Origin of the sequence: Capnocytophaga granulosa ATCC 51502, assembly GCF_000411115.1 — a bacterium.
Lineage (GTDB): Bacteria > Bacteroidota > Bacteroidia > Flavobacteriales > Flavobacteriaceae > Capnocytophaga > Capnocytophaga granulosa.
On record NZ_KE150253.1, the window covers coordinates 508615 to 529296 of the forward strand.

Genomic DNA, 20682 nt, shown 5'->3' on the forward strand with positions numbered 1-20682 from the left:
AGTGGAATTGGCGGATTTATATTTCTGAACATTCATTATTGATAATCCATTATTAACAAAAATATTTGTTGTGAAAACAATTCATTATTTTATCTTTTGGTTGCTTATAGGGTGTTGTTTTTCAGCACTCTATGGCCAAGAGAAAACGAGTGCTGTAATAGCACATTTCTCCAAAGCCACTCATTTGCAGTGGGCTGTACCCACTCCTCAGGGGAGTCTTCCTCTGGAGTGGGAGGAACGACATAATACGCTTTCCTCTGAGGGTTTTCGTAGTTTTGTAGCCTATCATCAAGGGGTGTTTTCGGGTAGTATCTCTATGAATGACACTACTTTATCGGGAGAGGTATGGCACAACGGACATACTTATTCCCTCTCAGATGACAAGGGACAGCTTAGGGTAAGCCCTCAAGAATTGCACACCTCTTGTGAGGCTTGTGCCGATGGAGCGACCCCTCAGCGGGCAATGCTGCCTACTCGTCTGGCTCCTGGTACTATCTTGGCCGAAGAATCGCTTCCTTCTGAAGACAAGCGGGTGTTGTATAATGTGCATGTACTGAGGACTTTCCGTTTGGCCATGCTGATAGATTATAGCTTTTACAAAGGGCACTGTCAGGGACGTATGGAACTGGCCAAGGCCTTTATGACGGATGTACAAACCAAGCTCAATGAGGTATGCGGACGAGAATTGGGCTATCAATTTGAATTAGTAGATGATCCACGCCTGATTCGAGTTGTAGAGAAAGAAGAAATCTATCCAGATAAGCCATTGGTACGTACCGTTGTAAATACGGCTACAGATGCGTTTAATAAACTCATAGGGGAGGAGAATTACGATGCAGGTATCGTCTTTGCTGTATATAAGGACAATCGTGGATTGGCACATCTGGGAGAGATTACAGGTAAGCTCAAGGGAGGCTGTGTGGCCAATGAGGAGTTCTATATCATTCTGCATGAACTTGGACACCTATTGGGTTCCGCGCATACTTTTACCATAGGAGGGGCTACCGCCTCTTCCTTTACCGAACCTGATAGGGGCAACTCTATTATGAGTTATATCAATGACCCTTATGGCACTTATTTTTCCTTGCCTTCTATCTATACCATTCATAACCGTACCAATCTGCATGATGCCTATTATGCCGATAAGGCACGCATTCAGCTCGTGGGGCTTGCTCAGCCCAATATTCCTTATGGGGAGCCTTCCGATAACAAGGCACCGATGATTGACCGTAGCAAACTCAAGAAAAGTTATACCTTACCCCCTAATACCTATTTCCAATTTACCATAGAAGCGAGTGATCCTGATGGAGATCCTTTGCTTTATATGGCGCATCAGGCTGATTTTAAGGTGTTTGGAAAGGCGCGTTTTCCTTCCAACCGCCCTACTACGGATAATAAAATTGCTTTCTATCGGCCATATACTGAGGATAAAAGCACAAATGAATGGAAGGAAGTTCCTTACAAATTCACAGGTGAATACGAAACAGGAGATTTTACTTTTTGGTTAGGTGTATGTGACGGCTCTGTAGGGGCTTATAAAGCAGGCAAACCCCATACCCCTCTCTATGATGTTTATCAGACCAAAGTACAAATAAAAGATGGAATGCCTTTTAGAATTACAAATATTGTAAGAAGTAGTAAGTCAGGAGCTTACAAGAGAGGAGAGGATGTTACCCTACATTGGAATGTAGATAAGAAGATATTTGCTTCCGATAGTAAGGTACGTATTCTTTTCTCGGATAACTATGGAAAGACCTATGACTATGTGTTAGCAGAAGGGATACCTAATAACGGAGAAGCAACAGTGACTTTTCCTCAAGCAAAAGGCTGGAAAGGCTATGCTGGCTATGTGGAAGGTATCTTTAAGATAGAAGTGCTGGATCATATAGCTTATGCTGTCGATTTGGACAAACTCTATATGAAGGACATGGTAAAATCGGATATTATCTTCAATAATTTGCCCAAGCCTGTCGTTACCGTAAAAAGGACAGAAATTCCTGAAAGAGCAAACGTTACTGCTAAATCCGTTTATTGTACTGACAAAAGAGCAGAGGTTTCCTTTTCAGAGGAATCGCATGCTGACTATATACTGCGCCGTTGGGTAGCCACGGATAAATGTAAAAACAAAGCTACTTTTGTCCAATATATCTATTTTGAAAAGGAAATACCTACCAAGACCCTACATTTTGTAGGAGATCTTCCCCAAGATATACATGTACAATGCCCAGGAGAGATTCCTCCTAAAGCCACATTGCAGGCAGAAGGAAGCGATTCGGTAGAGATAGAATACGAGGAAGAAATGACCGAAGGCGATAAGAAAGCCTACAAGCTCACTCGTGTATGGACGGCCTATGCCTCTGATGCACCTGCTATCCGACATGTTCAACAAATTTTCTTAAAGGACACCCAACGACCAGAATTTTCAGCTTATCCTAAGAACCTAACCGTGAAGGATGAGAGTGAAATACCTTTCAAACCTACCCTTACAGCTACCGACAATTGTGATTCTCAAGTAGATGTTTCCTCAAGCTCTGAACCTATCTATGACAAGCAGGGTAAAAAGATAGGAGAGCGCAATGTATGGTTTGCTGAAGATGCAGCCCATAATGAAAACCGTTACGAACAAATTATTACCATTGACCCCAAAGCGGACGAGACTCCTAAGCCAGCACCGACACCAGAGCCTACGCCCAAGCCAGCGCCGACTCCAGAGCCTACGCCTAAGCCAGCACCGACTCCCGAGCCAACGCCCAAGCCAGCACCGACTCCCGAGCCAACGCCTAAGCCAGCACCGACTCCCGAGCCAACGCCCAAGCCAGCACCGACCCCAGAGCCAACGCCGACCCCAGTACCGACTCCCGAGCCAACGCCTAAGCCAGCGCCGACACCAGAGCCAACGCCCAAGCCAGCACCAACCCCTGAGCCAACTCCTAAGCCAACTCCTAAGCCAGCGCCGACACCAGAGCCAACTCCTAAGCCAGCACCGACTCCAGAGCCTATGCCCAAACCAGCACCGACTCCAGAGCCAACGCCCAAGCCAGCACCGACACCAGAGCCAACGCCTAAGCCAGCACCGACTCCAGAGCCTACGCCCAAACCAGCACCGACTCCAGAGCCTACGCCCAAGCCAGCACCGACACCAGAGCCAACGCCGACACCAGAGCCAACGCCTAAGCCGGTACCGACTCCAGAGCCTACGCCCAAGCCAGTGCCGACTCCAGAGCCAACGCCTAAGCCAGCACCGACTCCAGAGCCAACGCCTAAGCCAGCACCGACTCCAGAGCCTACGCCCAAGCCAGCACCGACTCCAGAGCCTACGCCTAAGCCAGCGCCGACCCCAGAGCCAACGCCAACTCCTGATCCTATACCGACCCCTGATGTTGTATCACAAGAGGTAGAGGTATATAATGGAGTTTCTGTAGAGGGGGGAGGAGAGAACTATTTTAAAGTAGAAAATACGGATACTAATACGCCTATAGAGCTGCTTATCTTTAACGAAATGGGCTTAGTAGTCTATGAGAGTGCTCATTATCAGGACAATGGAGACGTATTCCAAGGCTATGCCAATGTAAGTGGCGTAGTGGGAAGAGGCCAACGTCTTCCCTCAGGGACTTATTTCTATATAATGAACTATACCCTCCATGGGGAAAAACAGCTAAAGAAAGGATTTCTTTATGTAAAGTAAAAAATAAAAGGTAAAAAGTAAAAACACCTATAGTCTTTGCCTTTTACCTTTTATCTTCCACCTTATTGATTACCGCCACATCATACCGCTGAAGTAAGAGGGAACCCCATGTATGCCGCCTTCTTGGCGGAGTACAATGAAGCCACTTTTGTCGTTTTCAAGGTCATAGAGCTTGTCGTCGTCGCGAATGACAAACACATAGCCATAGCCGCTACCTACAACATGCACCCCTCCGTAGCTGGGTTGTAAGGGGTCATAGTCTGTCCAACCACGACCAACAGTTGGAGCCCCTACAAAAGCAATATACTTGCCATCGGGAGAGAATACAGGATGATATTCACCATCGGCCTTATCAGACCCTGTGAGCTGGGAAGTGGTTACTTGGTGCAAGTTGCTGCCGTCTATATTCTGTACCCAAAGGTGTTTGTTATAGCGGAAAGCCACACGAGTAGCTTGTGGGTTTACGGTTACATAGCTGGCGCCTTTGCCTTCGTTGAGCGTAAGTACTTCTTCTACACGGTCTCCGTATGCCTCCTTCCAGCGATAGAGTACCCCTCTGATAGCGCTGTACATTTCGTTGTTTTCTGTCCATACGGGGGTGCTTTGGTAGCTCAAATCGTCGCGGGTAAGCCCCTCAGTAAAGTCGGCTATGAGCTTACCTGTCTCGGTATTGAGTAAGAGCACCCCACGCTCGTCCCAATCATAGGAATCAACCGCAATGAATCTCTTGTTGGGTGAGAGTCGAATGATACATCTCTTGTAAAACTCTTGGGGGTCATAGGTAAAGCTAAATGAAAAAGTATTGCCCGTTTTGGGAAGATCATCGTAGGCGAACCATACATGACTACCGTCCCAAGGGCGCAACAAGAAAGTTTGGGTATCTTGAGTGCCAAACGAACGGTCAGTACTGATAGCCAGTGCTATTTCCTTGCTACCATAGGTAATATCACAGCCCGTAATACCAGGGCCGTTCATTGTTTTTACTACCTTGCTGAGCTTTCCATTGGAGAAGTTATAGGACTGAATACCGTCGGAAGCGAAATCCACATAGAGCGTACCAGGGAGCGAAGCTGCATTGCCGTTCCCGCCTCCTTCTTTGGAGCAGGAGGAAATGAATAATGCTGTGGCAATGAGTGTTGAAAAGATAAGTTTTTTCATGATAATTAAGAATTAAGGGTTATATAGGATGCAAAAGTATGAAATATAAATCCTTAATAATCAATGATTAACAATAGTTTAGGAATATAGGAGTAAAGGGTTATAGGATTCCTGCTAAAACCCTATAACCCTAAATTTCTTTACTCCTTGACTAAAAAACTATAACTCTTTATTCCTCAGTCATGGTAATTCAGGAATTCTTTCTCGCTTGAAAGGGGAGCTGAGGGTAAGGAGAAAGGCCTTGAGGGCTGCTCTTTCCTCCTTGGTGAGGGAGAGCTTTTGTAGCAGAGGATCAGTAGTGGGGAAAAGAGGGTCGTTTTCCTGATCTTTGCGAGGCTTAGGGTGCGCCATACCTGCATCGTACATTTGTATTACTTCGTCTAAAGTAGATATTAGGCCATTGTGCATATAGGGAGCTGTACGGCTCACTTCACGTAGGGAAGCTGTTTTGAATCGGCCTACATCATCTTTGTCTTTGCTGATTTTGTATCTGCCCAAATCCTCATATTTGCGTCCATAGTAGGACATACCTAAGTTGTGAAACTGCTGGTCAGAAAAAATAGGAGAGAAATGGCAGTTCACGCAACGAGCCTTGGTACGGAACAGATGCAAGCCCAAGACCTCTTCATCGGTGAAAAGGTCTTTTTCGCCTGCGATAAAGCGATCAAACTTGCTTTTGCCACTGACAATGGTACGTTCGTAAGTAGCAATGGCATCAAAGATACGAGAAAGGGTAATGGTCTCATCGCCAAAGGCTTCTTTGAAGTATGAACGATAGCCTTTGATACGCTTAATATTCTTTAGGGCAACTACTTCATGAGAGGCCATTTCTACTGGGTCGGTAAGAGGGAACATGGCTTGGGATTCGAGGGTGCTCGCCCTGCCGTCCCCAAAAAAGGTGGTATGGTAAGCCATGTTAAATACTGAAGGAGAGTTTCTTACCCCATTTTTGCGATTATGTCCAAAGGAAAGGCTACGTCCGTCCGCCCAGCCCAATTCAGGATCATGACAATTGGCACAGGAGATTTGTTTGGATTTTGAGAGGCGAGGGTCAAAGAAAAGGAGCTTGCCTAATTCTTTTTTCGCATCCGTATAAGGGTTGTTCTCAGGGAAAGAGAGTTTAGGTAAGGAGCCGATTTCCACATAACGAGCTTTTACGCTTTCGTCCAACAGGGGAGCTTCCCAATTTTTAGAATCTCCGCTGCTATAAGCTTCTCTAAGCTGTGCTATATATTCAGGTTCGTACAAAGATTCCTTCAGTCGTGTAAAGGAGAAGAAAACGCCCATACAAAGGGGTAAAATAAATATTTTTTTCATTTTTCAGTTGTTAGTTAGTTTTAAGATTATGAAATTAAGGGGTATAGTCTTTTAGACTCTGGGAGACAAAGGTACAAATTTTATTTGAGTAAAGAAATTGAGATAGCAGCACCATAGCGATCAGTTCCCTTGAAGGTGGTTAGGTAGGTGGAATGGATGCTTGTGATAAGCAGCGTACCACTTGAGAGGCGTTTTTTGAAATCTACGCCTAAGTCAAGCAGATAGTGAGTCTTGTCAAAATAAGCATAGTCAGGATAGACTACCTCTTGATAGAAAAGGCGTAATGTACGGGCGGCATAGTCTGTAGGACGATAGGGCTTGTGATAGTCTTCGTTTTGGTTTATCAGCTTGTTGTACAAGGGACTGATAAGAGTAGTCTTTAGAGAGGGCTGTACCACAAAGCGATCTAACTCATATCCTTTTGTCCAAAACAGAGATAGGGCAAGGGAGGAATGATCAGTAAGAGTTTTTGCCATGATATCTTTCTGATAAGCCCCCTCATAGATAGCCTCTAAGGCTAACTCACGATGGTTTTTTCCAAGTCGCTTTAACAGATTGGCAGAGAAAGAGATGTCCTCTTGGTAAGCACGATAATTGCGTCCTTGACGATTCATAAGGCGATTGGTGGTTTGCCTGTCAGAGGCTATAAGGGACAGACTTAGGGTTTGGTCTTCTTTTAATTGGTTGATATAATGTGCTTTAGCTAAGAAAGTATCCTCATAGAGGCGCGCTAAGATATCTTCATCAAATTCACTATCGTTGCCATTGCGATAGGTATGAGTGAGCGTGTTTTTGTAACTTCCCTCCACTAAGAGTTTATGTAGTTCTCCTGTATAATGGTAGCCAAAGGAAAAGCCATAATAGTCGTTATTACGTTTGTTATTAGCGTTAGAGGTAAGCTGAAAGGTACCATAACCAAGTTGCCAACGATTATACTTGGTAAAATTGTTAGGTGTTTGCCCCTCTTCGTCGGTGAATTTCATTTTATTAGTTACTTTATTGTATCCATATTCGGCAGAGAGGGCTATTTTGTGTTTATTAGAAATATGAAAGGCCGTTTGTCCTGCGAAAAATAGTTCATTGTGGCTTGTTTTAGGACGAGGATCGTAGATTTCTCGAAATTTTTCTTCGTAGTTGATACGGGCAGAAAGAGTCATATCCCATATCTGCTTATAGATAGGAATACCAGCCCCTCCGAAGATATTGTACTGTTGGTTCACCCATGGAGCAGGTCGGCTTACGGCAAAGTAATGAGGATCAGGCATGAGACCATTGGGCTGTACCTCCCCATCGGAAAGCGTCCACGCCTTGTCTTTCTGATAGATACGTTGCAAGTTGAGCTTTCCAAAGAAGTTGATACGTTTATGCCTATAGAAGCCATAGGAGCGCAGACCAAAATCTGTTTGTTCTTTGGCTTCTTGGGCAAGGTGTAGGTTACCCTCCCTATGGTTTAAGTATAAGCTGCTAGAAGTAAAGTTCTCTATAGGTATTTCTGTAAAGAAGATAGGAGATTGTTCATATATGGCATACATCTTTCCAAACATATCGGTATCTGGGGTGATTTGCCCATAGGAAGTGATTACAAGGAGTCCAAATAAGGGTAAAAAGAGTCTTTTCATAGTAAAAATGGAAAGAATGAGTGCCTTAAGACACTCATTCATATAACTAATATAGTAATTAATCTAAAGCACTAAGGTCAAATACTTTTACTTTTCTATCAAAGTCATTGGTAGAGTTGTTGGTATCCTGATAGCGTGTAATACCATTTTTAGTATCTTTCACTTTGCGGATAAACACCTCGGAGGAGTAGAAACTTTCGGCCTTGAGTTCTCCTGCATCTATGCTATTGGGCAGACTATGAGGGAAGGATTTGTTAGCATCATCATGTTGGGCATTGACTCCATCAATGATTTTATCTATAGGGATCTGTACGTACTTAGCAGTGTCAGGCTTAGGAGTAGTTATTGTAGGCAGTGCAACACGCTTATAAGCATCAAAGTGTTCTTTAGTATCTCTAAAAAGAATATAGGCTTCCCTACCATGTGTATCCAAAAGGAAGTCCTTTCCCCCACTTTTGTGGAGTATGACCATATTGGTGACCGCAGGATTATCGGTGTCCAAAGTTTTTCCGTCTTTGACAAAAGAAGGATCTAAATATACTTCAAAGTGAGCACGGCTTAAATCAAGAGTTAGTTCAGGATTTCTTACAGGTTGTCCGGCGATAGGTTCTTTGTGGTTACGAGCAGAAGCCGCTACAATCTTGGATTTGCCTGGAGCTAAAGGATGTTCTTTTCCGCTACCTGGAAAGGCAATAACTGTTTTGGCATATACATAGTCGGTATTGGCTTTCTCATTTAAACCTTCTAGGCCTTGTGCTTGACTCCAGTCATATTTCCCTTCGGCATCAAATCCTTTTTTACCTTTGTTGGATTTGGCATTGGCTGATACAGTCAATTTAGCAAAGTAGATACCATCCAAATAGAGCGTATCGGAGGAGTTGTTATGTACCTCAAAGAAGTTATCATAGTATTTGGCCGCTGTCTGGATATTGGAACCTGTATAGTATAACTGTTTGATCACCAAATCGCCCATACGAGCAGTGCTCATCTTGAACGAAAGAGCGTTTGCTTCTTTGGAAATAGTTACTCCCTGTTTGGAGGCAGAGAAATGAGCCTCATTGTCAAAGCCAAGGAGGGTATTGTTCTGTTCCTTGGTAAGGGATTTAGACACCTCTATATTGTAAGTGCCAGGGAGTAGTTGTAGGATAGCCTTTCCTTCGTCAGAGGTGGTAGCTTCATACTGCTGGCCAGTAGAAGTGTCGGTAAGTTTTACCACAGCACCAGCGGCTTTGATATTATTGAATTTGTCCCCATAAGTAGCCTCTACTGTGTAGGAGATACGAGACACCTCTTGGCTTTGACCATTATTATCAAAGCCCTCATCGTCCTTGCGGCAAGCACTCAGTAGCGCTATGCAAGATAGAAGTAAAACAATTTTCTTCATAAAAATATATTAAGTTTTTAGTTGTTAGTGATTAGTTTTTAGTGTCTGATCACTCATTACTAATCACTAACCACGAGGATTATATTTTTCCAAAGTTGAAAGTAGCAGTAGCTCCGAAAGAAATGGCTTCGTTCATACGTGTTTCAGAACCAGCAATCACCACTGTGGGGCGGTAATTAGCTACATTATTGATATAAAAGGACAGAGAGAGTCCGTTTTGTAATTCTTTTGTAAGGCGCAAGTGGAAGTTATGATACATAGGGGTACGTCTGTCTTGGCTTGTGGTACCTGCCACTCGGTGGAGGGACTGGTAGCGACTGCTGCTTCGCTCTGCCTCTGGGATTGCAATATGTTGTAGCTGACTATTTAGATACCCCAAAGGATAGATATCCTTAATAGAAGCAAACTGATGACTAAAGGTGAATTGCTCTATTGTCAAGGAGGTCAATAGTCCTAAGAAAGGCAGGTGATAGGTAGCCGTTAGGCGCAAGCTTAGCTTATCGGCACTTGTGATGTCCTTAGGGTATAGGATATATCGGTGTTCGGTGTCAGCAAAATTGGTATTAGCCACTTGGTTGGGCAAATTGCTGTCAGATTCGGAATATATATAGCTTCCAGAAAGGGTAAATTGGGTATTGATAGCTTCAATCTTATTAAAATGTACCATTATCTCTACTCCTATATCTGTATTTTTGGCAGTATTTGAGGTGCTTTGGTACTCCAAGAGCATATCTTTGTAACCTATAATGGTATAGGAAGGCGGTAATTTAGGGTTCGTATTGGGGGTGAACCTCAGCTCAGGAATGGGATAAAGGCCTAAGTGAGGGTTGTTCTCAAAGCTATCGTAGTTATAGTTAAGGAATCCTGTAAGGTTAAGGCGCGCAAAAGGCAAGGTAAGGTCAGTACCTACTTCATATTTCCAAGCTTTGGCAGGCTTGAGGGACACTTCAGGACGTTCTATGACATGGGTTTGTATATAATTGACGGCATAGTCACCAGTACGCAAGTCTTTGACTAAGATGTCAAAAAATACATTGCCAGGGAAGCGGTTTTGTAAGGAAGGAGCCTTGGTGGCTAGTCCTGCTCCTGCTCTTAATTTTACGGAGGGGGAGAGGGTGAATGCCATGTTCAAGCGGGGGCTAAGTGAAGAAAACCCATTTTGGTTCTCATATCTTAGTCCTATATTAGTTGCTAAGCATTGGCGGTTGTTGAAGGTATAGGTGATATTGTCTTGCACATAGAAGTGGAAGAGCTTATTGGCTATCACATAACGATTAAAGTTCAGCGGGCGTACACCTTGTCCGCTATCTGTGCCTCCTTTGTTAGGGTTTAGAGAAGAGAGCATAGAAGCAGAATTGGTATCAAAGATCTTTCCTTCGCCTATATTATCACTATAGGTGAAGCCCGTTCCTGCCGATACGAGATGACGGAAATTATGATAGAAGAAATCTTTGGAAGCATTCAGGCTTAGAGCACCATTAATAGGTTCGCCTATGGTGCGCTCCTTGGACATATAGGAGACAGGCGTATAGGCTCCTTGGTGGAAAGAGGTATGGTCAGCCAAGGGAACTACATTACCTATTCCATTGACATAGTATTCCTTGGTAGAATCTGTTTTTGTATAAGAGAAGCTTACAGAGCTTGTTAGTTGGTCTATCCAAGAGCTTTCTAGCTGCAAGGTAGTGCGGTTACTTAGTGTATAGCCGTATTCTTTTTTAGAGGAGCCATTTCGGAACATCTCGTCCAATTCTTTGTACTGCTTGCTGCCGTCCAAGTTACTTCTTGCCGAGAGGGTTAGTGTATTTTTTAAGCGTTGAGAGGAGTTATAAGTACTCCATATTGCTGTGGTGGTGAGGCGGTTGAAGGACATCAGATCATTACGAGGATCGCTGTTAGAGTTGAGATAGTCTAAGGATAGACTCAGGTTACCCCAGTTTCTAGGCAATTTGAAGCCCTTTAGTGCACTCAGGGTATTACCTCCCCCTACCATAGAAGCAGAGAGCTGTAGGGGAGATACCCCCGCCTTGCGCTCTACGATAATCAAGCCCGAAGTCGCATTACCATATTTAGCATCGGCAATACCACTGATCACTTCTACCTTTTCTATATTGGAAGAAGGGATGGTACGTAGGTCAATGGAGCTATTGGCATGAGAAAAAGCAGCGTTATTGCTTCCTCCTTTTTGAGTATAAGCATAGGTCTGCATATTCTCATCGTTGGAGATATACATATCATCCATAATGAAGCCTATTCCAAAAGCGTTATTCTGGTTTTTGAGGGCAGTACGCAGTTGGATATCTTTGGGACTCTCCAGCGCAATATTCTTGATAGGTTGCCCAGGGAGTTGTTGCAGCACATCGGATAGGGAGAGCGATTGGAACTGACTAATGGCATATTTGTCAAGAGTGATAGCTGAGCTGGTTTTGTCCTTGACCTTGTCGGCAGTAACCACTACTTCTTTTAAGGAGAGAGATTCTTCTCTTAGGGTAATAGTAATAGAGATATCACTCCCTTTGATTGTACGTCTTTCCATACCTAAGAATTGTATGTCCAAGTCGTATTCCTTAAGGAAAGGGAGGGAAAACTTACCGTTTTCATCCGTGATAGCCCATTTTTTGGTGTTTTTATCCACAACACTCACCCCTAGAAGAGGTTCCTTCCGCTCGTCTTGTACGATGCCAGAGAGCAACTGCTGTTGGCCGTATAATGTAACGGAAAATAATGCTAAAAAGCTCCAAATCAGATACTTCATGAAGTAAAAATTTCGGGAGCAAAGATATTATTTTAAATCGGTCTAAATCATTTTTTAACTTTTTATTAAATATTCAGTATTTTATAATTAGCAGAAGAGGAATTTGTGTAGTTAAATTATATTCTTTTGTAAATCGCTGTATAAATTGATAAATAAAAGGTTATAAAGGTGAGGGATTTCAGCTAAAACCCTATAATTCTTTATTCCTTAGTTATTAATACGAATCAGTAGAAAGGCAATCGTATAGTCCAATTCATTAAGACGCAATTTATTGCGTCTCTACGGAAAACTATATCTATTATGTAATTGTCTTAGCCAGCGCATGTGTAGAGACGCATTTTATTGCGCCTTAGATAGTTAGCGGATAATATTTAACTAAGGATTCGTATTATTGATTGTTCTTAGTGTAAGGTATATCATACTTGCTTATGATAGATTGGGCTCTTTCAGCCAATTCTTCTATTGTTTTCTTTTTTTAGAAGAAAGTGCTGTCTTTGTTGTAGTTGTTTTATTGTGTTCGGGAGGGGCTCTTTGTATGGATAATCAGATAGAGGTTTTCGTAAGAGATCGAGGAATAAAAAAATAACCTTACGAGGGAGTAGGTTATTTCTTAGGTTTTTTCTTGTAGGTATTGGCAATCATTTCTTCTTCTGAAACAAAGAATTAAAGATTAAATTTTTCTCTCAAATGCTGTGATATATTACCATTAATTTCATCAGAAAGTACCATACTAAGTGCATAATCATCAGGAGTCATACGGTATTTTTTAGCAGCTTCTACAATTTCAGCTGGGGTCATTTTGAGTTTTTCAGCAGCTTCCAAAACCTCTTGGGAAAAAGCAGTTTTTTTAAGTCCTGTTTTAGCTTTTGTTTTGGTAGGGGCTTTCTTAGTAGATTCGTCTGTAACAGTAACAAAATCAAATGTTTTTATATACTGTATAAGATTTTTTGCGATGTTGCTGTTACTGTCTATGGTGATTATGTAAGCCATAAGTTATTTGTTTTTGAGTACAAAGGTACAAATTATTCCCCATACTAGACCACAAAAATTATACCAAATCCCTATAATCCTTAACACAAAAAAATTAATCATTAATTTCATACATTAATCATTATTTCGTATCTTTGCGGGCGATAAACAACCAAGACCATGAAGAAAATTCAAATGGTAGATTTGCAAGGGCAATATGAACCCTTGAAAGCACAAATACAGCAATCCTTTGATGAGGTGCTCTCCAGTGCGGCCTTTATCAATGGCCCTCAGGTGCAAGCGCTACAGAAGGAATTGGAACAATACTTACAGGTAAAACATGTGATTCCTTGCGCCAATGGTACTGATGCTCTCCAGATAGCTATGATGGGCTTAGGCCTTAAACCTGGTGATGAAGTCATCACAGCCGACTTTACTTTTGCCGCTACTGTGGAGGTGATAGCTCTTCTAGGGCTTACGCCTGTACTGGTAGATGTGGAACCCAATACGTTCAATATAGATATAGAGGCTATTAAGAAAGCGATTACTCCTAAAACCAAAGCCATCGTTCCTGTGCACCTATATGGTCGCCCTGCCAATATGGAGGTGATTATGCAGATAGCTAAAGAGCATAACCTCTTTGTGATAGAGGACAATGCACAAGGTATAGGGGCGGACTACACTTGGAGTGATGGCCACAAACAGAAGCTCGGTACTATAGGGCAGGTAGGGGCTACAAGTTTCTTCCCCTCCAAGAACTTGGGTTGCTATGGCGATGGCGGGGCTATCTTTACCAATGATGATGCGCTGGCGCATACCCTGCGAGGTATTGTAAATCATGGTATGTACGTGCGTTATCACCACGATGTGGTAGGGGTCAATTCTCGTTTGGACTCCTTGCAAGCATGTGTATTGCGAGCCAAACTGCCTCACCTAGATACCTATAATAAGAAGCGCCGTAGCTTTGCCCGTATGTATTCTGAAAGGTTGGCAGCCAACCCCAATATCATCACTCCAGAGATTCCCGAAGGGGATACTGCCCATGTGTTTCACCAATACACCATACGTATTACCAATGGTAAGCGTGATGCCTTAGCTGAGCACTTATCTGCCCATGGTGTACCTTTTGGAATTTACTATCCTATACCACTGCATCAGCAAAAAGCCTATACAGATCCTCGCTATAAGGAGGCAGACTTTCCCGTGACCAATCTCCTAGTACAGGAAGTACTTTCCTTGCCTATGCACACGGAATTGGACGAAGAACAAATAAATTTTATCACAAAGTTGATTATTGATTTTGTATAAAGTAAAAAAATACGTAATTTTGCAGCTAGTTAACAGAAGAAAGAATAGTGAAAAGTGAATAGTGGCTAACCACTAACCACTAATTGCTAAGAACTAAAAATAAAAGTAATGAGAACAATACAATTCAGAGAAGCTGTTTGCGAAGCGATGAGTGAAGAAATGCGTCGTGATCCTTCTATTTATTTGATGGGAGAAGAGGTAGCCGAGTACAATGGTGCCTACAAAGCCTCCAAGGGAATGTTGGACGAGTTCGGCCCTAAGCGAATCATAGATACACCTATTGCAGAGAGTGGTTTCTCTGGGATCGGAGTAGGTTCGGCTATGAATGGTTGCCGTCCTATCATTGAGTACATGACCTTTAACTTCTCCTTGGTTGCCATGGACCAAATCATCTCCAATGCAGCTAAGATGCGCCAAATGTCAGGCGGACAGATCAATATTCCTATTGTATTCCGTGGGCCTACTGCCTCTGCTGGACAATTGGGAGCTACGCACTCACAGGCTTTTGAGAATTGGTTTGCTAACTGTCCAGGTCTTAAAGTGGTAGTACCTTCTACGCCTTATGATGCCAAAGGCTTGCTCAAATCAGCCATTCGTGATAATGACCCTGTAATCTTCATGGAATCCGAACAGATGTACGGGGACAAAGGTGAAGTGCCAGAAGAGGAATATACCATTCCACTAGGCGTAGCCGATGTTAAGCGTGCTGGGAAAGATGTAACTATTGTTTCTTTCGGAAAGATTATCAAAGAGGCTTTCGCTGCTGCCGATGCGCTTGCTAAGGAAGGTATAGAGTGTGAGATTATAGATATTCGTACCATTCGTCCTATGGACTGGGAGACTATCTTTGCTTCAGTGAAGAAAACCAACCGCTTGGTAATCCTTGAAGAAGCATGGCCTTTTGGCTGTGTATCTTCTGAAATTACTTACCAAGTACAAGAACATATCTTTGACTACTTAGATGCACCTATCCAACGTATCACTACTGCTGATACCCCTGCTCCTTATTCACCAGCCCTTCTACAAGAATGGTTGCCTAACGCTCAGGACGTAATCAAAGCAGTGAAGAAGGTACTTTATAAATAGTGACAAACGACTAGTGACTAGTGACAAATGACTAGTGATTAGTGATAAACGATAAGACGCAATAAATTGCGTCTCTACGGAAGACTATGCTAAAGAAGGAATTGTCTTGGCTGGCGCTTGTGTAGAGACGCAATTTATTGCGTATTAATATAGAAATGTACAGACTCTTAATGTGGGGAGGTGTATTGTCTCTTAATGTGGAGATGTGTTATTTTCTTAATGTGGAGATGTGTTATTTTCTTAATGTGGAGATGTGTTATTTTCTTAATGTGGAGATGTATTGCGTATTGGTAGGATTTGATTCTTTTGAAGAATAAAAAAAGGTAAAAAGTATTGTTTTACTTTTTACCTTTTATCTTTTACTTATATTTTTAGCTTGCAGCAGCTTCGTTGCCAGCGGTAGCGTCTATAAGGACTTGGCCACGATAGTAGAGCTTGCCTTCAAACCAGTGTGCTCTGTGGTAAAGGTGTAGTTCGCCAGTTGTTGGGTCCTTAGCTATTTGAGGAACTACAGCTGTGTCATGAGTTCTTCTTTTGTCTCTTCGGGTAGAGGATTGTCTTCGTTTGGGATGTGCCATTTTCTTATTTTTTTATTTGTTCAACAATTTTTTTAATTCGTCCCAGCGTGGGTCTGTCTGGGAATCATCTGCTGCTTCTTCAAGCTCTTTGGGGCTAAAAGCATCTATGGTGTCTAACACTTCGGCGAGGTTCTCAGCCTGCGAATTGATACGCTTGGCAGGTACCGAGAGCACAATCATTTCATAGATGTACTGGGCTACCGAAAGGGTGTGTTCGCCTTGGGGAAGGATAAGCAACTCATCATTATCATCATTGTAGCTATCCCCAAACTTCACCACTAAGTCTAAAGCACCCTCAGTAGGGAGGTCAAAAGGCTCATCAGTGATGTCACAATTGACATTAACAGTGCCTTGGCTTAAGAAGTGTAGTTCCAAGAGGGTACTTTTCTTCTTTAAGTGTACACTTACTCTCTGGTTCACCTGGTTGAACTCATGATAGTCAAACAACTCAAAAAAGTGGTTATCTATCTGATATTCAAAGAGATGTTCTCCATCTTTTAGTCCTGCAAAGTGAATATCATACGCTTTTAAGTCGCGTTTTTTATCTTTCATTCTTATATGCAGTTTGAGGGTGCAAAGATAGGAATTTTTTTAATTATCCAAAAATAATTGTGGATAAATTTTTAGAGTGTAAAAATCTGATATTCTGTGGTAATCTCCTTGACCATCTGTTCGGTGCGCTCCTTGTCGGTATCGCTGAGAAACACCTGAGAGAAGGGAGGGAGGGTAACCATTCGAAGGAGCTGTCCTACACGCTTGCTATCAAGTTTGTCAAAAATATCGTCCAATAGCAGTATAGGAGCGACCTTGGTATGCTCATAGATACTAAGGAATTGGGCAAACTTCAGGGCGATAAGGAAAGATTTCTGTTGGCCTTGGCTGGCGAATTTCTTAACGGGCTGTTCCTCTATGGTAAAGACCAAATCGTCCTTATGTACCCCAATAGTAGTGTATTGGGCAGCCCTGTCTTGGGAGATACTCTGAGAGAGTAACTGCTTGAAATCCTGCCCCTCCAGCGGGCTAAGATAGCTAACGCTTACTTGTTCTTTCCCTTGGGAGATGCTCTGGTATTGCTTTTGGAAAATAGGGAGGAATTCCTCTAAAAAAGCCTTGCGTTCCTTGAAGAGTTCTTGGCCATATAGAGAGAGTTGGTCATCGTAGATGGCTACGGTATCGGGGTCAAAATATGCCCGTTCGTGCATGAGCTTAAGCAGGCTATTGCGCTGGGTGAGGGCTTGGTTGTATCTCAGTAGGGTTTGCAGATAGAGGGGTCGTACCTGAGAGAGCATGCCATCGAGGAACTTGCGCCTGGCTTCGCTGCCCTCGTGAATGAGGTCACGGTCAGAAGGGGAGACCATCACGATAGGGAACGTGCCGATATGCTCGGAGAGTCTGTCATAGAGCTTGCCGTTGCGCTTGACCACTTTTTTCTGTCCTTTCTTGACGCTACAGACCACTTGTTCCTCTCGTCCCTCTCTAAGGAAAGTACCCTCTATCAGATAAAAATCTTCTCCTAAGCGAATGTTGTGTAAAGTGCTCGAAGAAAAGTAGCTTTTGGTCATTCCTAAGTGGTAAATTGCGTCCAAAGAATTGGTTTTTCCGATTCCATTGTCGCCCACAAAGCAATTTAGCTGAGGAGAAAAAGAGAACTCTTTGCTTTCTATGTTTTTGAAATTCAGTATGTAAAGTCGTTTTAGGTACATCAAAAAAGGGGCTTACAAAAACATGCGCAAATTATTAAAAATTCTTGAGAAAAACACCCTCTATTACAAATAAAAATTTTATTTTTGCAAAATCTTTTTAATGCAAAAATTTTATGTCAGTTTACAAGAAGAATAACTATCGTCCAGGCCGACAAACAAAGAAAGAAAGACAACAGGAAGAGGCTGCTAATGAGGTTAGTAGCGAACAATTATCACATGAAAGTACCACTGCGGAGGTCTTCGATACCTTAGACGAAAAGGCAGGCAAGACTGAGGCATGGGTGATCCAGCATCAGCGTACCATTCTCTTTACAATCGTTGCTGTAGTGGTAGTGGGGTTAGGTTATATGTTTTACAAACAGTTTGTAAGCGAACCTCGCGAGCGAGAAATCTCCGAACAACTCTCTTTTGCTCAGAGTGTATTCAACCAGGCGCTTGATGCCAATACCACTGCTACCCGTGATTCTCTCTTTACCCTTTCGCTCAATGGAGATAAGACCCATGCAGGCTTTTTGAAGATTATCAAGGATCATGGCTCTAGCAAAGCGGGCAATGTGGCTAACTATGCAGCAGGTATGGCTTATCTGCAACTGAACAAATATAAGGAAGCGGTAACCCATTTGGACAAGTTCTCCTCTTCCGATCCGATCCTTAGTGCTTTGGCTTTGGGTAATATAGGAGATGCTTTTGTAGCTCTTAACCAACCTAAAGATGCTATGGATTATTATAAAAAGGCAATAGATAAGAGCGATAATGCCCTTACGGCACCTATCTATCTAAGTAAGGCAGCACAAGTGGCGCAAGATCAAAAGAACTACAAAGAGGCCTTAACCTATTTGGAACGCATCAAGACTGATTATCCTAACTCTGAAGAGGCAGCTTCTGTAGATGTGCAAATCAGCCAAGTAGAGGCACTTACGAACCTATAATATGGCGACAGAGAACAAGAACTTATCTACCTATGATAAGGCTGCTCTTCCACAGGTGAAGGGCAAATCTATCGGGGTTATCACCTCTCGATGGAATGGAGAGATTACCGAAAACATGCGCAAGGGAGCCGTAGAGACCCTCTTGGATTGTGGTATATTGCCAGAGGATATCCTTCAGTGGCAGGTGCCAGGCGCCTTTGAACTGGTCAATGGTGCTAAGCGTATGCTCCTTAGCAAAAGTGTAGATGCTGTCATTGTTATAGGCTGTGTGATACAAGGGGAGACCAAGCACTTTGACTTCGTCTGCCAAGGGGTGACTCAAGGGATCGCTTACCTGAATGCTACCCAACCTGTTCCTGTGATTTTTTGCTTGCTGACCGATAATACGCTGCAACAATCCATAGACAGAAGTGGCGGCAAGCATGGCAATAAAGGCATAGAAGCCGCTATTACAGCTATCCAAATGATTGATTTAGAGAAATAAAGGATAAAGGGTTATAGATAAAAAAAGGGTTATAGGGTTTTAACTGAATCCTGTAACCCACTTTTTTAATGACCAATGACCAATGACAAGTGACTAATGACGAGTGACTAATGACGAGTGACTAATGACGAGTGACAAGTGACTAATGGAGATTCACTTAAAATTCAAAACTCAAAATTCAAAACTCATAGAAAAATCGTATCTTTGCCCCTGAAAAAGGTAAGGGCGTCTTGCTCTTGTGATTTTTTTGGATAGGGAACTTCCCTCTGCCCCCTTGGGGAGGTTTCCATCATAGATATAGAAAAAGAGGGGGAGAATGATTGAACATTAATTTATTACTAAAAAATAAAAAAATGGCTATTATTATTACTGATAACTGTATCAATTGTGGGGCTTGCGAACCTGAATGCCCTAACAATGCTATATACGAGGGCGCTGATGACTGGCGCTATAGCGATGGGACGACCCTTAGAGGGAATATCGTCCTGCCTAATGGAAAACATGTCAATGCCGATGAGGTGCAAAAACCCATTAGCGATGACTATTACTATATAGTCCCCGACAAATGTACCGAATGCTTGGGCTTCCACGAGGAACCACAGTGTGCCGCCGTATGCCCTGTGGATTGCTGTATTCCCGACGAAAACTATAAAGAAACCGAGGAAGAACTCTTGCAGAAAAAAGCGTTTTTACATAATGAATAATGGTTAATGATTAATGCCAATAATGGTTAATGACTTAAGTTTCGCAAGTTATTTTTGAATTATAATTAGTTTTGTAATTAATTGTAAATCAATATTCAACAGAACAAACCTCCCCCCGCCCCCTCCAAAGGGGGAGTAAGCACGTTGGAAAAGGATAAATTTGTTAGTCAAAATGAAGAGTTTTCTATTGTCTAACTCTCTGAAAATCCACTGTTTAGTAAATCCCCCTTTGGAGGGGGGTAGGGGGGAGGTTTTGAAAATCAGTGAGTTACAGAGCTTGCGAAACTTAAATTAATCATTAATCATTGCTGGCATTAATCATTATCTTGTTATTTTTTTCCTAAAACTATTCTTAGTCTCAAGAAAAATGACGAATATTGCTTGCTAAACGCAGAGAAATAAACAACGCAAAAAAACTATGATAACACACCTTGAAGGTCGCTTGGTGGAGAAAACGCCTACTTATATAGTCATAGACTGTAATGGCGTGGGCTACTGGGTGAACATTTCTTTGAATACTTTCTCGCAACTTCCTGATTCGGAGCGGGTTAAGGTGTATACCTACCTACAGGTGAAGGAAGATGCTCATACTCTTTTTGGCTTCTTTGACAAGAGTGAGAGGGAACTTTTTACCCTGCTTATCTCCGTATCGGGGGTGGGAGCTGCTACGGCACGGGTGATGCTCTCTTCGCTTTCGCCTACACAGTTGCGCAGTGCCATTATCAACAATGAGGTGCGCACTATACAGTCGGCTAAGGGGATAGGGGCTAAGACGGCACAACGTATTATATTGGATCTCAGGGAGAAGGTACTCAAGCTTTCTGAAGATCCCTCCTTACCTACATTACCACAGGGACAACCCCATAAGGAAGAGGCTTTGGCAGCCTTGGAAGTATTGGGCTATCCAAGAAAAACAGCCGAAGGGGTAGTAGGAAAAATCCTCTCACAATCCAGCGAAGAACTTTCTGTAGAACAGCTTATCAAACAAGCCTTAAAACAATTGTAA

At 42.7% G+C, this 20682-nt stretch carries 17 protein-coding genes; 8 read left to right on the forward strand and 9 right to left on the reverse strand.

Annotated features, from left to right (window positions below):
• Positions 1–70 precede the first annotated feature (70 nt).
• Positions 71–3685 (forward strand): M12 family metallo-peptidase, encoded by a 3615-nt coding sequence (locus tag HMPREF9331_RS07285; RefSeq protein ID WP_016420353.1) that lies wholly within the window; start codon positions 71–73, stop codon positions 3683–3685.
• Positions 3686–3754: 69 nt separating this feature from the next.
• Here the strand turns inward: HMPREF9331_RS07285 and HMPREF9331_RS07290 are convergent, their stop codons facing one another.
• The 6 genes from HMPREF9331_RS07290 to HMPREF9331_RS07315 all read right to left on the reverse strand — a co-directional run bounded on the left by HMPREF9331_RS07290 (position 3755) and on the right by HMPREF9331_RS07315 (position 12905).
• A complete protein-coding gene (locus HMPREF9331_RS07290; protein WP_016420354.1) occupies positions 3755–4843 on the reverse strand; it encodes a PD40 domain-containing protein in 1089 nt (362 codons plus the stop codon).
• Positions 4844–5023: 180 nt separating this feature from the next.
• Complete coding sequence (locus tag HMPREF9331_RS07295) at positions 5024–6160, reverse strand: cytochrome-c peroxidase (RefSeq protein WP_016420355.1); 1137 nt, start codon at positions 6158–6160, stop codon at positions 5024–5026.
• Between the two features lie 80 nt (positions 6161–6240).
• Complete coding sequence (locus HMPREF9331_RS07300) at positions 6241–7779, reverse strand: DUF6850 family outer membrane beta-barrel protein (RefSeq protein ID WP_234945850.1); 1539 nt, start codon at positions 7777–7779, stop codon at positions 6241–6243.
• Between the two features lie 58 nt (positions 7780–7837).
• On the reverse strand, positions 7838–9163 hold the full coding sequence (locus tag HMPREF9331_RS07305; RefSeq protein WP_016420357.1) for a DUF4876 domain-containing protein: 1326 nt from the start codon (positions 9161–9163) through the stop codon (positions 7838–7840).
• A 79-nt stretch (positions 9164–9242) separates the two neighbouring features.
• Complete coding sequence (locus HMPREF9331_RS07310; RefSeq protein WP_016420358.1) at positions 9243–11915, reverse strand: TonB-dependent receptor plug domain-containing protein; 2673 nt, start codon at positions 11913–11915, stop codon at positions 9243–9245.
• 663 nt (positions 11916–12578) lie between these two features.
• Positions 12579–12905 (reverse strand): hypothetical protein, encoded by a 327-nt coding sequence (locus tag HMPREF9331_RS07315; RefSeq protein ID WP_016420359.1) that lies wholly within the window; start codon positions 12903–12905, stop codon positions 12579–12581.
• A gap of 159 nt (positions 12906–13064) precedes the next feature.
• Here HMPREF9331_RS07315 and HMPREF9331_RS07320 point away from each other — a divergent pair, with 159 nt between their 5' ends.
• The 3 genes from HMPREF9331_RS07320 (at position 13065) to HMPREF9331_RS12950 (ending at position 15595) form a co-directional block, all read left to right on the forward strand.
• Positions 13065–14192 carry a DegT/DnrJ/EryC1/StrS family aminotransferase gene (locus tag HMPREF9331_RS07320; RefSeq protein ID WP_016420360.1) on the forward strand — a complete coding sequence of 376 codons (1128 nt, stop codon included), beginning with the start codon at positions 13065–13067 and terminating at the stop codon, positions 14190–14192.
• Positions 14193–14300: 108 nt separating this feature from the next.
• Positions 14301–15278 carry a pyruvate dehydrogenase complex E1 component subunit beta gene (locus tag HMPREF9331_RS07325; protein WP_016420361.1) on the forward strand — a complete coding sequence of 326 codons (978 nt, stop codon included), beginning with the start codon at positions 14301–14303 and terminating at the stop codon, positions 15276–15278.
• A 155-nt stretch (positions 15279–15433) separates the two neighbouring features.
• Positions 15434–15595 (forward strand): hypothetical protein, encoded by a 162-nt coding sequence (locus HMPREF9331_RS12950; protein ID WP_155848678.1) that lies wholly within the window; start codon positions 15434–15436, stop codon positions 15593–15595.
• A 54-nt stretch (positions 15596–15649) separates the two neighbouring features.
• Here the strand turns inward: HMPREF9331_RS12950 and rpmF are convergent, their stop codons facing one another.
• The 3 genes from rpmF to recF all read right to left on the reverse strand — a co-directional run bounded on the left by rpmF (position 15650) and on the right by recF (position 17559).
• Positions 15650–15856, reverse strand: coding sequence for a 50S ribosomal protein L32 (gene rpmF, locus HMPREF9331_RS07330; protein WP_009642973.1), 207 nt, complete (start codon positions 15854–15856; stop codon positions 15650–15652).
• A gap of 12 nt (positions 15857–15868) precedes the next feature.
• Positions 15869–16408 carry a YceD family protein gene (locus HMPREF9331_RS07335; protein WP_009642961.1) on the reverse strand — a complete coding sequence of 180 codons (540 nt, stop codon included), beginning with the start codon at positions 16406–16408 and terminating at the stop codon, positions 15869–15871.
• Between the two features lie 71 nt (positions 16409–16479).
• A complete protein-coding gene (gene recF, locus HMPREF9331_RS07340; protein WP_016420362.1) occupies positions 16480–17559 on the reverse strand; it encodes a DNA replication/repair protein RecF in 1080 nt (359 codons plus the stop codon).
• Between the two features lie 113 nt (positions 17560–17672).
• On the opposite strand from recF, the gene HMPREF9331_RS07345 reads away from it, so the two are divergent.
• The 4 genes from HMPREF9331_RS07345 to ruvA all read left to right on the forward strand — a co-directional run bounded on the left by HMPREF9331_RS07345 (position 17673) and on the right by ruvA (position 20682).
• On the forward strand, positions 17673–18488 hold the full coding sequence (locus HMPREF9331_RS07345; protein ID WP_009642971.1) for a tetratricopeptide repeat protein: 816 nt from the start codon (positions 17673–17675) through the stop codon (positions 18486–18488).
• 1 nt (position 18489) lies between these two features.
• Positions 18490–18972, forward strand: coding sequence for a 6,7-dimethyl-8-ribityllumazine synthase (gene ribH, locus HMPREF9331_RS07350; protein ID WP_009642978.1), 483 nt, complete (start codon positions 18490–18492; stop codon positions 18970–18972).
• A 353-nt stretch (positions 18973–19325) separates the two neighbouring features.
• Positions 19326–19676 carry a 4Fe-4S dicluster domain-containing protein gene (locus HMPREF9331_RS07355; RefSeq protein ID WP_016420363.1) on the forward strand — a complete coding sequence of 117 codons (351 nt, stop codon included), beginning with the start codon at positions 19326–19328 and terminating at the stop codon, positions 19674–19676.
• Positions 19677–20094: 418 nt separating this feature from the next.
• Positions 20095–20682, forward strand: coding sequence for a Holliday junction branch migration protein RuvA (ruvA, locus tag HMPREF9331_RS07360; protein WP_016420364.1), 588 nt, complete (start codon positions 20095–20097; stop codon positions 20680–20682).